The organism is Pectobacterium aroidearum (assembly GCF_041228105.1).
Classification (GTDB): Bacteria; Pseudomonadota; Gammaproteobacteria; order Enterobacterales; family Enterobacteriaceae; genus Pectobacterium; species Pectobacterium aroidearum.
The window spans coordinates 3,406,593-3,421,549 of record NZ_CP166097.1 but is presented as its reverse complement, the minus strand read 5'-3'; the positions used below and the strand labels follow the sequence as shown (position 1 = coordinate 3,421,549).

11 protein-coding genes are annotated in these 14,957 nt (G+C 54.8%); 5 read left to right on the top strand and 6 right to left on the bottom strand.

What is annotated here, in order from left to right:
• The first annotated feature begins 12 nt into the window (after positions 1 to 12).
• Genes AB8809_RS15600 through AB8809_RS15580 form a run of 5 tightly spaced genes read left to right on the top strand, consistent with a single transcriptional unit; the run spans position 13 to position 4,354 of the window.
• Positions 13 to 1,026 carry a glycine betaine ABC transporter substrate-binding protein gene (locus AB8809_RS15600; protein WP_349854860.1) on the top strand — a complete coding sequence of 338 codons (1,014 nt, stop codon included), beginning with the start codon at positions 13 to 15 and terminating at the stop codon, positions 1,024 to 1,026.
• 6 nt (positions 1,027 to 1,032) lie between these two features.
• The gene (locus AB8809_RS15595) at positions 1,033 to 1,806 is read left to right on the top strand and encodes an ABC transporter permease (protein ID WP_180777179.1); all 774 of its coding nucleotides are present in this window, start codon (positions 1,033 to 1,035) and stop codon (positions 1,804 to 1,806) included.
• Positions 1,803 to 2,606 carry an ABC transporter ATP-binding protein gene (locus tag AB8809_RS15590; protein ID WP_015839675.1) on the top strand — a complete coding sequence of 268 codons (804 nt, stop codon included), beginning with the start codon at positions 1,803 to 1,805 and terminating at the stop codon, positions 2,604 to 2,606. The genes AB8809_RS15595 and AB8809_RS15590 overlap by 4 nt, the downstream gene beginning before the upstream one ends.
• 21 nt (positions 2,607 to 2,627) lie before the next feature.
• Positions 2,628 to 3,641 carry a D-cysteine desulfhydrase gene (locus AB8809_RS15585; RefSeq protein ID WP_180777177.1) on the top strand — a complete coding sequence of 338 codons (1,014 nt, stop codon included), beginning with the start codon at positions 2,628 to 2,630 and terminating at the stop codon, positions 3,639 to 3,641.
• A complete protein-coding gene (locus AB8809_RS15580; RefSeq protein ID WP_349854857.1) occupies positions 3,638 to 4,354 on the top strand; it encodes an amino acid racemase in 717 nt (238 codons plus the stop codon). Before AB8809_RS15585 ends, AB8809_RS15580 begins: the two co-directional genes overlap by 4 nt.
• 118 nt (positions 4,355 to 4,472) lie before the next feature.
• On the opposite strand, the gene AB8809_RS15575 is transcribed toward AB8809_RS15580, so the two are convergent.
• The 6 genes from AB8809_RS15575 to AB8809_RS15550 all read right to left on the bottom strand — a co-directional run bounded on the left by AB8809_RS15575 (position 4,473) and on the right by AB8809_RS15550 (position 14,901).
• The gene (locus AB8809_RS15575; protein ID WP_015839678.1) at positions 4,473 to 5,813 is read right to left on the bottom strand and encodes an anaerobic C4-dicarboxylate transporter; all 1,341 of its coding nucleotides are present in this window, start codon (positions 5,811 to 5,813) and stop codon (positions 4,473 to 4,475) included.
• A 776-nt stretch (positions 5,814 to 6,589) separates the two neighbouring features.
• Complete coding sequence (locus AB8809_RS15570) at positions 6,590 to 7,945, bottom strand: TolC family outer membrane protein (protein WP_349854855.1); 1,356 nt, start codon at positions 7,943 to 7,945, stop codon at positions 6,590 to 6,592.
• Between the two features lie 2 nt (positions 7,946 to 7,947).
• Complete coding sequence (locus AB8809_RS15565; protein WP_181829504.1) at positions 7,948 to 9,306, bottom strand: HlyD family type I secretion periplasmic adaptor subunit; 1,359 nt, start codon at positions 9,304 to 9,306, stop codon at positions 7,948 to 7,950.
• Positions 9,307 to 9,370: 64 nt separating this feature from the next.
• A complete protein-coding gene (locus tag AB8809_RS15560; protein ID WP_349854853.1) occupies positions 9,371 to 11,230 on the bottom strand; it encodes a type I secretion system permease/ATPase in 1,860 nt (619 codons plus the stop codon).
• Positions 11,231 to 11,487: 257 nt separating this feature from the next.
• On the bottom strand, positions 11,488 to 12,105 hold the full coding sequence (locus AB8809_RS15555; RefSeq protein WP_015839682.1) for a heme acquisition protein HasA: 618 nt from the start codon (positions 12,103 to 12,105) through the stop codon (positions 11,488 to 11,490).
• A 117-nt stretch (positions 12,106 to 12,222) separates the two neighbouring features.
• Positions 12,223 to 14,901 carry a TonB-dependent hemoglobin/transferrin/lactoferrin family receptor gene (locus AB8809_RS15550; protein WP_349854850.1) on the bottom strand — a complete coding sequence of 893 codons (2,679 nt, stop codon included), beginning with the start codon at positions 14,899 to 14,901 and terminating at the stop codon, positions 12,223 to 12,225.
• Between the last annotated feature and the right edge of the window lie 56 nt (positions 14,902 to 14,957).

The window sequence follows — 14,957 nt, the reverse complement described above, 5'->3', positions numbered from 1 at the left end:
TAGGGAAAAATAATGAAAAATAGATTGAGTGTTGTCGGCGTCAGTGGCTTGTTATTAATCACGACATCTGTACTGGCGGCGGAAAAGCATCCTGATGAGGTGCGCGTAGCCTACAGTGGCGGTTCGCAGGTATTAGTCTTAGCTAAAGCCGATGGTTCGTTGCAAAAAGCATTGGGTGCGCCAGTAAAGTGGGTGCAGTTTGCTTCTGGTGCTGATGCGCTGAATTATTTTGCCAGTAATGCAATAGATATCGCCAACTTTGGTTCCAGCCCGGCGACAGCCGGTATTGTCAGGAAACTGCCGGTGGAGATCGTCGGTGTATCTGGCGTGATCGCCACGTACGAGCGCCTGATTGCCAAGTCTGGTATCGCCACGCTGAAAGATATCGAAGGTAAGCGTGTCGCCTATCCGCCAAATTCCACAGCCCAGTACGCGCTGGAAGCGGCAATCGCGGTGAATAAACTCGACCGCAGCAACATTACCCTTATTCCGCTACGTCCGGCTGAGATGGTGGCGGCATGGAAGCGTGGCGACATTGATGCAGGCTACGTCTGGGCACCATTCGCGCAGGAGCTGGAAGCCTCCGCCGGGCATGCGATTTTTGCGACCAAAGATCTGCAAAAAGATGGCTATCTGATTTACAACAACTATGTGGTTAGAAAGGCTTTTGCCCAGCAGTACCCTGAAACGGTGGCGCGCTTCCTGCGCGTACACCAGTTGAAAGTGGATGAGTTCCGTCAGGATCCGGAAAAAGCGGCGGCGATTGTGGCAAAAGAAGTCGGTGCGCCTGTTACGACGGCAACCAATACGCTGTCAGGGCTGGAATACCCGACGCTGGAACAGCAGGCGACGGCACAGTGGCTGGGTGAAGGTAGCAACACCGATCGCAGCGGTATTGGTCAGGCAGTCGCAAAAACGGCGCATTTTCTGGAGAGTATCGGCGAAGTTCGCCAACGCGATATCCCTGCATCGTTCGCCGACTCCATTAATTCCTCTTATCTGAAGCAGGCTGCGAAAGGGAATTAACGGGTCGTGAAAAGAACGTCTTATGTATTATTGAGTATCGCGTCTGTGGCGGCGGTGCTCGCGTTGTGGCAAGTGGCGGGCGCGAAGCAGTGGGTCGATCCGCTGCTGCTACCACCACTGTCAGATATCATCCTGACCGCTGGGGAACTGGCGCAGGATGGCTATCGGCAGGTACCGCTATGGGAGCATATTGCCGTCAGCGTCGCTCGGGCGCTAAGCGCTTTCAGCGTCGCCATTATTCTGGGTGTCCCGCTTGGCCTGTTGATGGGGCTATCGCCTCCGATTGCTGCCGTTTTTAATCCTTTCGTTCAGTTTCTCCGGCCACTGCCTAAAATCGCACTGATCCCGCTGGCGGTAGTCTGGTTGGGAATCGGTGAGGCATCCAAATTTTTCCTGATCTTTATCGCGACGTTTCTCAGCGTCGTGGTGGGGGCTTGTGCCGCTGTTGAGCGCGTGGAACGTTCCCGTATCCGCGTCGCACAAACGCTCGGCGCCAGTCGCCGACAGATCTTTTTCCACGTCGTTTTGCCCGATACGCTGCCGGAGTTGTTCACCACGGTGCGACTGGCTATCGGTATCGGTTGGACGTCCCTGATTGCGGCAGAAATGGTTGCGGCCACGTCGGGCATTGGCTGGATGGTCATGAACGCCAGCGCTTATCTGCGTACCGATATCGTTATGTTGGGCATTTTATTATTAGGCGGCATTGGCTATGTGCTCGATCTGTTATTGGTTGGTGCACAGCGCGTCTTCGTGCCGTGGGCGGGGAAATCATCATGACAGAATCTTCTCAGCCCGTTGCGCCACACATTGTTGTGGAGCGCGTTAGTCTCACATTTCCGTCACAACGCGGCCCGCTAACGGTGCTGGATGACGTTTCTCTCCAGATCGCTAAAGGTGAATTTGTGGTGCTGCTGGGTCCTTCCGGCTGCGGCAAATCCACCATTCTCAATATGATCGCCGGTTTTGAAGCTGCCGATAAGGGGCGCGTACTGTGCGGCGATGAACCTGTTCGTCGTCCGGGCCCCTCGCGCGGCATGGTATTTCAGCAGGCCAACTTATTTCCCTGGCTCACCGTGCTGGAAAACGTGACGTTTGGACCACGGATGCAGGGCGCAAATAAAGCTCAGCTTCAGCGTGAAGCAGAAAATTATCTGGCACTGGTCGGGCTGGAAGGATTCCAACAGCACTACCCCTGGCAACTCTCTGGCGGAATGAAACAGCGGGTGGCGCTGGCTCGTGCCTGGCTGCCGAACCCTGAGGTGTTGCTGATGGACGAGCCGTTTGGTGCGCTGGATGCACAAACCCGTTTGATGATGCAGGAACTGCTGCTATCTGCCTGGCAAAAAACCGGCACGACGCTGTTATTTGTCACGCATGACGTGGATGAAGCGCTGTTCTTGGCTGACCGGGTATTGGTGATGTCCGCGCGTCCTGGCCGTATTGCAGAAGCAATCCCACTGCCGTTTGGCCGCGAAAGAGACATTGAAACTCTGGCACAGCACCCTGACTACGCCGCCTTGAAGCAGCGTATTTTACATCGCGTTCGTGAAGAAGCGCGTCGTCACCTTAATCTGTAATCCGAATTTCAGGAGAATATTATGCACCTTGCCCGATTCCCCCGTTTGTCACTGGGCCATTTTCCTACACCGTTGGAGGCATTGCCGAATCTGTCTGCCTATCTGGGCGGGCCGACGATTTATATCAAACGTGACGATGCGACAGGACTGGCAACGGGTGGGAATAAAACCCGCAAACTGGAATTCCTGTTAGCCGATGCGCAACAGCAGGGCGCGGATATCATTATCACGCAGGGCGCGACGCAGTCTAATCATGTACGGCAAACCATTGCGGCGGCGACAAAGCTGGGGCTGAAAACCAAAGTACTGCTGGAAAAGCGCGTGGAGGACTACGGCGAAGACTACCAGCGTTCCGGCAACGTGCTGCTGGATCATCTGCTTGGCGGTGAAATTATCGATCATCTGCCCGCTGGAACGGACATGCAGCAGGCGATGGAAACGCTGGCAGAATCGCTGCGCAAAGAAGGATTGAAACCTTATGTCATTCCCGGCGGCGGCTCCAGTCCGGTAGGCGCACTAGGCTATGTCGCCTGTGCGGAAGAGTTGCTGTTTCAGTCCAGCCAGCAGCGCCTGCGCATCGATCATATTGTGCATGCGACGGGGAGCACAGGTACGCAGGCGGGATTGGTTACCGGGCTGGCGGCGACGCATAGCCAAATTCCCTTGTTAGGCATCAGCGTCAGAGCGCCGAAAGCGAAGCAGGAAGAGAATGTTTACGCATTAGCGCAGCGCACCTGGCAACTGCTTGGCATTCCGGGTGAGCTGCCGCGCAGTGCTGTGCAGGTGAACAGTGATTACGTTGGCAAAGGGTACGGTATTCCAACCGAAGGAACGCTGGAGGCGCTCAGGCTGCTGGCGCAACTGGAAGGGATTCTGCTCGATCCGGTCTATTCCGGCAAAGGCATGGCGGGGCTGATCGATCTGATTCGTCAGGGACATTTTCGCGCCGATGAAAACATTGTCTTCATCCATACCGGTGGGTCAGCCGGACTGTTTGGTTACCGTCAACTGTTTGAACAGACGGCCGCACAATGAGTTCGCCGCTGATTGGTGTGCTGGGTGGCATGGGGCCGCTTGCGACGGTCGATCTGCTGCATAAAATCATTGAAGAAACACCAGCCAGCCGCGATCAGGATCATGTGCCAGTGGTTGCCTGGACTGTGCCGCAGATTCCAGACCGCCAGCAGGCACTGGCAGGAACGGGCGAATCACCGTTGCCGCTGCTTTTGCATGCCGTTCGGCAGCTTAACCACTTGTCGGTCAGCCATATCGTGGTGCCGTGCAATACGGCACACCACTGGTTTGATGCGCTGGCGGAGGAAAGCCATGCGCCGCTGATACACATTGCTGATGCCACGTTGCACGCTACCACACTGCCTGCGGAGGCAAAGAAAGCACCGCAAAAAATCGGGCTGATCGCGACTCACGGAACGCTTAACGCCGGGTGGTATCAGCAGCGTTTTGCCGCGCAGTTAGGGGCTGAAACCGTGGTGCCGGACGAGCAGGAAATGACGACACTCTTCGTGCCGGGATGCTATGCGGTAAAACGCGGAGAATTACAGCACGGTGGACGCTTGCTGGATCAGCTTGCCGCACGCCTGGTAGCACGAGGTGCGGAACGTTTAGTGCTGGCCTGCACGGAAGTGCCTCCTGCAGTGGAGACGGTATCATCACGCTGGCGAGATATCAGCATCGATCCGACACGAGCATTGGCACAGGCTTGCGTTCGTATTTGGCTGCAAAGATAAAAAAACGCACAGTGCGTTTTTCAACGTCGCTGGCGACAGCCCGTGAGGGGGCGTGCAGGAGGGCACGGCATAAAAAAGCCGCCCATTGCTGGACGGCTTTTAGGTATAAAGAACCGAATTACAGGAAGCCGTACATCGCGGCAAACACCCAGCCAAAGATACAGGAGGTGGTTACGCCAATGAGTCCCGGCAGAATAAAGCTGTGGTTGATAACGAAGCGGCCAATTTTGGTGGTGCCGGAGCGGTCAAACTGGATAGCCGCCAGATCGCTTGGGTAGGTTGGCAGAATGTAGTAACCATAGCAGGCTGGCGCAGAGGCCACGATATACGCCGGATCCACACCGATAGCAAGCGCAACGGGGACAATGGCCGCCAGCGCCGCTGCCTGCGAGTTCACGAACTTCGATACAATCAGCAGGATAATGGCGTAAGCCCAAGGGTAGACTTTCACCAAGGAACCGAGCGTACCTTTAATCTCTTCCAGATGCGCGCCGAACATGGTTTCCGCCATCCAGGCGATACCGTATACCGCGACGATGGCTATCATCCCAGAACGGAACACTTCATTCTTCGAGATGGATGACGGATTGGTTTTGGTCGCAATAATGATGATGGCACCAGACAGCAGCATAAACATCTGAATGACCAGCACCATCGACAGTGGTTTACCGGCAAAGACCGGACGCAGTTGTTCAACGGCACCCAAAATTGCTACCGCAGCGATGGTTGCCAGAAAAATCCACATGGCGATCCAGTTGCTGCGTGGCAATTTTCTATCCAACAGCGTAGCGGTATCGCCATACACGTACTGTTTGTTTTCTGGATCGGCGATGAACTTCTGGAAATCCTCATCCTTATCCAGATCTTTACCGCGGAACCAGCTGAAAATCCCAATCGCCAGAATGCCCAGCAGGGTAGAAGGGATGGTAATAGACAGCAGGTCGAGGAATCCCAGATGCTTACCCTGGAAGGTGAAGTTAGCCAGCATGGCAACCAGCGAGACAACCGCAACAGAAACCGGGCTGGCGATAATCCCCATTTGTGCGCCGATTGAACTGGCAGCCATTGGCCTTTCAGGGCGGATATTATTCTTGATGGCAACATCATAAATAATCGGCAGGATGGTATACACCACGTGACCTGTACCACACAGGATCGTCAGAACACAGGTGACGAAGGGGGCAATAATCGAAACGTATTTCGGATTACGCCGCAGCATTCGTTCCGCGATTTGCAGCATGACATCCAGCCCGCCCGATGCCTGAAGCGTTGCCGATGCGGCCACCACGGCAATAATGACCAGCATAACATCGACGGGAGGTTTACCCGGTTGCAGTTTAAAAATAAAGACCAGAATAACAAGTCCAATCCCGCCTAATAAACCCAGCGCGATTCCGCCTTTTCTTGCCCCGTAAAAAAGGCAGATCAGGACAATGACTAATTGAATGATGAAGTCCATAGTAGCCCCATTGCATTGCTTTTAAGATGAACTAATTAGTTAGAATTAAAATAAGTGAGTTTTTACTGCGGGTACTATATGGACGGGTTGTTATTTATTTTCTTGATCTAAATCTATTAATTTTTATCTTTGCCTGCTTTCCTGAAAATAAAAGATCTCGCTCGCAATAATGGATATTTATTGGTTTCTTTAGTTATTTAACTGTAACTTTAATTTATTAAAAATCACTTTATGCGCAAGTTGGCGAAGTTGTTAATGGATGGAAGGGCGTTTTTAAAAGTGATTAAATTATTGTTCTTATTTTGTTGTGTCTTGTTTTCTTTTATTTCTTATTTTCGTTAACGATTGCTGTAAGAAATCATACCTTGCTGTCACTTCAGCTACCTCTAATGAGGTATTTTTCCCTATTTTGTTGTTTTTAAATGATTAGTTTGAAAATGATGAAATGAATCCCTTTTTGATAATGAAGTCAACGTCAGGTCGTCGAGGATGGGAAGAGAAAATAACAAGGGCTGCTGCGTCACCGTTATTCACGCCAGAAATATAGCTGACGAATTTGCCGCTATTTTTACATCGAGTGCGGAGGGGAATATTTTTATAGTGTGATTGGTTATTAGCATAAAAATTTTTATGATTTTTTTAGAATATCTGAATACGACTTATTTTCCTTCCCGACAGAACGTGGCCGAATACTGGCCACGTCAGCTTCATTTCTTATCTCGTCTTCTGAACTCATGTTTTTAAATGTGTAAGAAATGTGAGAGGTGTACGCAACGTTAGGTATGTACGAAATAGGTCGCTAACTGACGCAACGTCTGCTCGTCCAGTGTACCGGCGTAGTAACGCAGCTGTAGCCAGGCCGTCAGCCAGGTATAGCGTGCTTCGGTCAGATCGCGCCGTGCACCGTAGAGCTGCTGTTCAGCATTCAGTACGTCAAGATTCACGCGCTCTCCACCTTGAACGCTCTTCTGTGTGGCGGTAACCAGTGCCAGCGCTGATTTTTCCGCCAGCTCATAGGCACGGATTTTCGCCTGACTGCTGGTGACCAGATTAAACTGGCGACGCAGTTCCGTCTGTATTGTCGCCGTCTGTTCGTCCTTTTCCCGCGCCGTTTGCTGATAGCGCTCCTGAGCCTGACGCGTTGCGGCAGAGACACCGCCACCGGCAAAAATCGGTACGCTGACGCGGATACCAATCGATCGCGTATCGTATTTCTGGTTGTAGCTGTTTTCGGTGTCTGATTGCGTATTGCGCGTGCTGGCGACCAGTGTGACCTGCGGCAGGTGACCCGCCCGGTTACGCTCAATGCTGTATTTCGCCACGGCCAGTGACTGGTTTAGCGCTAATAGCTGAGCGTTGTGGCGTACCGCCAATGATTGCCAGTGCTGATAGCCCGCAGGCTGAAGCGGTTGCGGCATGAAGCGTGGCGTTAGCGTCGCAAGCTGATCCACACCAACGGGCATCCCCAGCAGAGTCTCCAGTTCACGCAGGCTGATATCCAGATTATCCCGCGCTTCGATGAGCTGCGCTTCCGTCAGGTTGACCCGTGCTTCGGTTTCCAGTATATCCGTGCGGGTGCCTTCGCCTTGCTGAAAGAGGCGTTGATTCAGTTGGTATTGCTCGCGATAGGCGCGCTGCTGAGCCTGAACCAGCGCAATCTGTTCACGGCTAAACAGCACGTTGGTGTAGGCCTGAAACAGACGTACCAGCAACTGCTGGCTGGCATCGCGCAACTGTTCGTCGGCCAGCACGGCGCTGGCTTCACCCTGTTGATAACGCGACCATGCCGCGTAGTCGATAAGCGGCTGTTGCAGGGAAAAGCTGGAGACGCGGCTGGTGTAATCCCGTTCCGACTGTTGGCCACCCGTTGTAACGGTGGAGTCGTTACGCGACTGGCTGTAGTCATAGGTGACTTTCGGCAAGAGTCCGGCGCGCCCGATATTCTTTTCTTCGCTGTCGGCATTACGCGCATGCACGGCAGCCTGAAAAGCCGGGTCGTGGGTTAGTGCATGCTGCCAGGCTTCCATTAATCCCAGTGCCTGAGTCGGTGCGCTGTAGAACAGCGTGAGAACAAGGGGGATGGCATAACGGGAGCGGATTGCCGCGCGATAAACGGATGAAAGGCGCAGCATGATTACTCCTCGGTCAGCGCCAGATGCAGGCGATCGGACAGTGGTTTAAACAGGTAGTTGAGCAGGGAGCGCTCACCGGTGCGAATAAAGGCTTGCACCGGCATACCGGGACGAACGTCCAGTCCGGCGAGCTGCTGTTTACCCTGTTCATCGACGTGAATACGCAGTGCGTAATAGGGTTTTCCCGTCTGTTGTTCGACGAGTTGGTCGGCACCGATCAGTGCGACAACACCGGAAATGCGCGGGGTAGTGCTTTGGTTGAACGCAGAAAACAGCAGCTCGACCGGTAGCCCGTTGCTGACTCTGTCTACTAGCTCGATAGGCAACTGCGCGTCAATCAAGAGTGGTTGTCCATCGGGAACAATCTCCATCAGCATCTGTCCGCTATTGACTACGCCGCCTTCGGTATGCAGCGCTAGCCCGACGACGGTGCCGCTGGCGGGCGCGCGAATGTGCGTGTGCTGGAGTTCATATTCCGCTGTTTTTAGGCGCTGGGTGAGATCCTGAATGGAACGCTGGGTATCGGCGAGTTGGGCGCGTACCTCTTTCTGGTATTCGTTCTGACGCTGCTGAATTTTTTGCTCCAGCTCGACGACCTGCTGCTGGAGCTGTACCTGATTATTCCGTTCCTGCGCAATCGCGCCAGCCAGTTGGGCGGCCTGTCGCTCGACGTCCAGCAGGCGGTTACGGGCGATATAGCCTTCCTGCGCCAGCGGACGTAGCCCGCGTAGCTGTTCGCTGATAATCTGGAATTGTGTTTGGCTGCTGGCCAGCAGCGCCTGTGACCCCTGCGACTGCGCTTTTGCCCCGATGATGGCAGCCTGCATTGCCGTACGTTCCTGTTGCAGCGCGGCGCGACGGCTGATGAAAAGCTGCTGCTGGGCGATCTGAATTTGCTGTGTGACGGTGCTGTGCTGCTCTGTGGGGGCTGGGAAAGCAATCGTATTCAGATCGTCGCGTTCCGCCAGCAGACGCGCTTCGCCCGCGTGTGCTTCCTGAAGCTGGGTGACGAGATTGTCACGTTGTGCCTGAGCGGGTGTTTGATCCAGCGTGGCAAGAACTTGCCCAGCCTGCACGCGGTCGCCATCCCGCACGGTGAGTGAAGCGATACGTCCGCTACTGACAGGCTGCACGGCTTTACGATTGTCCGCGACAATGACCCGACCGGATACGGCGACGCCTTTATCCAGCGGTGCCATGCCAGCCCACAGCAGCAAGCCACCAAAGCCGATAAGCACCAGCCAGAGGCCATGCTTTAAATATCGTCCGGCATCGGTATGTAACGGCATTGCCGCAACGTTATCCTCTACTTGAGTACGTGGGGCTGTTGGCTGTGATGTGACTTCACGTAACGCGGACATGGTTATCCTCTTCTTTCCATGATGCTTTTCTGACGGCAGACGTTCGTTATCAATGCGCTAAGTCTCATTTATCCGGTGCGGCACGGCGTGGCGTTGGCGCGCTGTACACCATGCTCAGCCCGGCGGAACCGGGCTCTTTTGGAGTAAAGGCATTGGCGGCGTCGGCTGTTTTAGCTGGTACAGGTTTGGCGCTGGCGGGTTTCGTCATCGGTTTGGCCGTAGAAGCAGTGGCGGGCTTGGCACGCTGTAGCTCTTTAAGCACCTGCTCTGTTGCACCGAAATACTGAATCTGTCCGGCGCGCAGGACTAACAGCTTATTGGCGCAGGACAGCAGGGCGGGTTTATGTGTGATCAGTACCTGCGTGCTCTTGGCTTCCTGCTGGGCGGCAATCGCGGCCAATAAGGCTTTCTCGCCGTCGTCATCGAGGCTGGCATTGGGTTCATCCATCACAATCAGGCGCGGCTGGTTATAGATGGTTCTGGCAAGGGCGACACGCTGCTTCTGACCGCCGGATAGCCCGGCTCCGCCTTCACCCAGCTGCGTATCGTAGCCCTGCGGCAGCCGAAGAATCATCTCATGAACGCCTGCCGTGACGGCGGCGGCAACGATCTTTTCTGCATCCGGCTGGGTGAAACGAGCAATGTTTTCGGCAATCGTCCCGCTGAAAAGCTGCACATCCTGTGGCAGATAACCGACAAAGCGGCCTAAGTCGCTTTTGTCCCACTGGTGCATGTCTGCGCCGTCCAGCCTGACTTTGCCACCGAGAGCGGGCATGGTGGCAACCAGCAGGCGGGCGAGGGTGGATTTGCCCGAGCCAGAAGGGCCTAACACGCCGAGCACATCGCCGGGAGCCAGGTCAAACGTGATATTGGCGAGTATGGGAGTGCGGGTATTAGGTGCGTTAGCGCTGAGCTGCTCCACCTGAAGTTTGCCTTCCGGAGCGGGCAGCGCCATGCCAGCGGTGCGTGCCGGATGAGTATCGAGCAGGAGATTGATACGCTGCCAGGCGAGCCGCGCCTGCATCCACTGCTTCCAGACGCCAATGATCTGATCGATCGGACTGAGTACGCGGCTGACCAGAATGGATCCGGCAATCATCATACCGGGGGTGATATCGCCGTTGACGGCCAGCAGCGCACCTAAACCCAGCATCAGCGACTGGAGCGCCAGTCGGGTGCTCTTCGTCAGCGAGGTAATGTTGGCGCTTTTTTCGCTGGCAACGTTCTGATAATAGAGAAACGCTTGGTGCTGCGTCAGCCAGCGTTCGCGCATGGCGGGCAGCATCCCCATGGCTTCAATGGCATCGGCGTTGCGCAGATTGGCGTTGGCCTGCTGCGTCGCCTGAACGGTGTTTTGTGCGGCTAAGGCCAAAGGTTCGCGCGTGAGTTTTTGATTTAGCCAGGCCAGCACAATCAGTATGATTGCCCCCGCCAGCGCCATGACGCCCAGCCAGGGATGAAGTAAGAAAATCACCAGCAGATAAACCGGAAACCACGGCGCATCAAAGAAGGCAAATAGCGCATTCCCGGTGGCGAACTGGCGCAGGGCAGTCAGATCGTTTAAGGCTTGGCCGGCGCTCGCCGTGCCGTTCCTGAGATTGCTTTCAAACGCCGCATTGTAGATACGCTGATTCAGTCGCATATCCATCTGCGTACCGAGGCGAATCACCACGGCGCTGCGTATCCATTCCAGTAATCCCATCAATAAAAATAGCCCCAGCATAATGATCGTTAGCATCGCCAGCGTCATGGTGCTGCTGGAAGGCAATACGCGGTCATAAACCTGGAGCATATAAATCGCCGGTGCCAGCATCAGCAGATTGATAACAGCACTGAACAGGCCAATTCCCCAGAACCCCTGACGGTAGGCGGCCAGCGCGTCAATAATCTCCCGGCCTGATGAAGTCGGATGGGATGCGGGCATGGGATGTTCCTTCTTCAATAAAGTCGCCATCATTCTCACCGTGGTGTACCCACAGGGTGGAAGAGGGGAAAGCGGTTAGCCGTACCGCTATTGACGCGGCTTGCCAACGGTTATTACACTCAGTAGACCGCCGCGGTGCCGTGCCCGTCATACTTCACGCCGCATCCGTGCAGCGTGAATTATTTAGGGTATGACTCTCTCCGTACCGCGACGGTGTTCACTCAAACGGCTAAAAGCGTCATCTTTTAGCCGTTTTCTTATGCCGCCAGCAGATCGGCCGTTTCGGCGACGCCAACCACGTCAACCACGGTATCGGCAGAAAGCGCAGCATCGGAGGTCGCTGTTGCGAAGCTCAGGCTATCCAGGCTGGCGTTAATATCGATACCCGCGTTAGTCAGCGCATCCAGCAGCGGCTGAACCTGGCCGCTCATCAGGCCGTAAATCACGTCATGAACGACACCGCGATCGCTAACGGTCAGGTTGGCAACGTCTGTGGAGAGATCCAGTCCGCTGAAGGTGACTTCCGGCTCAGCAAGAGAGTACGTGGTGCCCGCGGTGGTGCCACCTTGCAGGACGTTCCCGAAGGACAGGCTGTCCAGGTCGCCGTACAGCGTGTGGGCTGGAGGCGTGAAGAGGCTGTAGGTCAGATCGCCGCCAGCAATGAGCGCGGAGAAATCGTTCTGCGTACTCGTGATCGCATATTGAGTACCGTCTATAAAGGTATCGCCGCCGTAAAAGCCCCCGGTATTATTGCCACCGACTTGTGTATTACCCGCGGTATGGTTAACGTCACCAAACGCTGCCGACCATTCAGTCAGGTAGCTGGCAATGCTGTAATTGGCATAGTAGGCATCGTAGGTAATTGCAAAACTCATAATAGATTCCTCATTAACTAACGATCTACAGGCACGGTCATCCGTGTCTGTCGTGAAAGAGGATGAGCCATCCCATCCCCTTTGTTTTCCTGCCTCCCGCGTGGGGAAACAGAGAAATTAGAATCGGTACTCCACGCCAGCCTGCACCGTTCTTCCCCGGCTTGGTGTGTAACCCAATGATTCGCCATAGCTCACGATGTAAGTACGGTTAGCGATATTTTCGACGGATCCGCGTACCGTCAGGCTGTCGGTCAGACGATAGCTGGCGTACAGATCGTAAACTTCATATTTGGGCCAGTCGGCTAAATAGGCGGAGTTAGCCGGTGCGGCAGCATCCTGATAGCCGGGAGCGAAGCGCATCGTGACGCCCATATCCAGCTTGCGATCGAAGACGCGTGTCCCCAGCGTGACGGAACCGCGGTCGCCCGGCAGATAGGCCGCGTTGCTGAATAACAGCGTTTTCTGGCAAGAGAAATCGCTAGCCGTGGTATCGACAGGCGTAGAGTAGTAGTTGCCTCTGGAACCGCCGACGGTCGTGACGCCGCCCATCCAGGCCACCGGCGCACAGAAATCGTTATTGCCGATCATGTGGGTGTAGGTGGCATCGACATATAAAAAGCCCGCGTCGTAATTCAACTGGTATTCCATGCCGCGGAAGCGACTCTTCGCCAGATTGTTCTGGAACACGGAATTGCTGAGGGAATAGCCGTTATAGCCCGGCTTATTGCGCGCGCCGTTCAGGCTGATGTAGTTGTTGATCCGGGTGTCGAAATAGGACACTTTGCTGACCAGCCTGTCGCCATCAACGAGCAGATTAGGCTGCTGAATATTGAATCCGACTTCCCAGGCGCGAGAGCGTTCCGGCTTAAGGTTGGGGTTTGGATAGAGGTAATAGTTGCCTGCGCTGTAGGTGCCGTTGGCAAAGGTTTCGCTGACTGACGGCGGACGCCAGGACAGGCCATAGCTGGTGAACAGCTGTAGCCATTCAACGCCGGGGCGGACGCCAGCAAACAGGGTGGGGGAAAGTTTGCCGTGTTCGTCATCGACATTCCAATCCTGCGTGGTGGTCACGAACGGCGGGCAGAGCGCGATCGACCGTGCGGTGCAGGGATTCGTGATGGTATAGGGAATTTCCCGATAGCTGATGCTGGTGGTGCCGCGTAACCGGTAGCGATCGTAACGCAGGCCGCCTTGCAGCGTTACCCATTCGTCGTAGGCATAATTCAGGTTCGCGAACAGGCTGGCCATCGCGCGGTTCCCTTCCGGGGTGGCGTTACTGGCCGTGCTATTGGTGCTGTCCGTCGTGATCTTGTCGTAATAGAAATCCAGTCCGTAGTCGGCTTTCAGATCGTGCGCGCCTTGCTGCCACAGCGTCGATGTATTCTGCGCTTGGGCGCCGTACGTGCGTAGCCGCGTGCTTTCATGATAGGCACTGGTATTAGAGAGCGCATAGTTATCGGTGTCGTTATTGGTATCGGCGTAATAAATCTTGGCCTTAAAATCCAGCCAGCGCTGATCGTCCGGCTTCAGGCTGTAATCCAGCGCGGTACTGCGTGCCATAATCTCGCTGTGTCCGCTGGCTTTCCAACCCAGTTCGGTATTGGAAAGATTGGATAACGTCCCTGCGTTTTCAGAAGAGGTTTGCGTTTGCATATAGCTGAGCTGGAAGCGCTGATTAGCTGGCAGATTCCAGCCGACTTTCGCCAGTCGCGAGCGCATGGTGTAGGCCGCGCTAGTCACTTTCTGATGCTTTAAGTTATTCGCCCACTCTTCGTAATTAGTTGAATTTCCGGGAATACGAATATTACCGAGGTTGCCATCATTCCCCGGCCAGTAGTCGCCCAGATGACGCTCGCTGGCACCGACCAGAATGTCGCCGCTTTCGTTACCCAGTGCGAGCACGCCGCTGCCGATAAAATGCGTGCCGTTGTCGCCTGTGCTGGCGTGTAGTTTTCCGCCCAGTTCTTTACCCGGCGCCAGAAAATCGTGGGCGCTAACGGTGTTAAACGTGGCGACACCGCCCAGCGTACCTGCACTGCCCATCACGTTTGTCGCGCCTTTTTCAATGGTTGCGCCGGAGAGCAGCTCCGAATCGATATACATCTGACCGTTACGCTGCCCGTAGCCAGTTTTTTGAAAATTCTGCCGCACGCCGTCGATGTTCATATTCACGCGGCCGAAATCCTGTATGCCGCGAATGTTCACCGACAGCGAAGGATCCTGTTGGCTGACGCTGGAGTAAACGCCAGCGGATTGTTCCAGCAGATCGGCGGCATGGCGGGAAGGGCGGTTATCCATCTGCTCGCGTGAAATAACGCTGATGGCACGCGGCTGTTCGTAGATCCAGTCACCGGGATTGGCGACGGTAAAGGCACGTACCGTCATCACATCGTCTATTTTGGCCGTATCGACGTTGGTTGAACGAGGGCGCAAGGTAATGACGCCGTTGCTACCGATCTGGAAATCGACTGAGTTAGTGCCGATCATCCTGCGCAGCCCCTGCTCTGGCGTGAAGCGACCCTGAAGGGAGGTGGCCTGCATATTTTCCAGTTTGACGTCGGCAAAAAAGACCTGTAACCCCGCCTGTTCAGCGAAACGCAGCAGCGCGCTGCTTAACGGTTGCGAGCTGATGGAGAAGGTGACGCTGTGGCGAGCCGCTTCCTGAACGTTGGCTGCCGGTGTTTCTGCTTGCGCATAGTGGAATGAAGCAGGCAGCGACAGTGCGATGCCGACGGCAAGAGAAAGTGGATTAAGTTGTAACAATCGGCTGTTTTGCTGTTGTGTTCTTTTAAACATTTTTCGCCTGGTCTGCCATTCGTTAAATCATCAATAAGCATTAATAAACAAAGGGA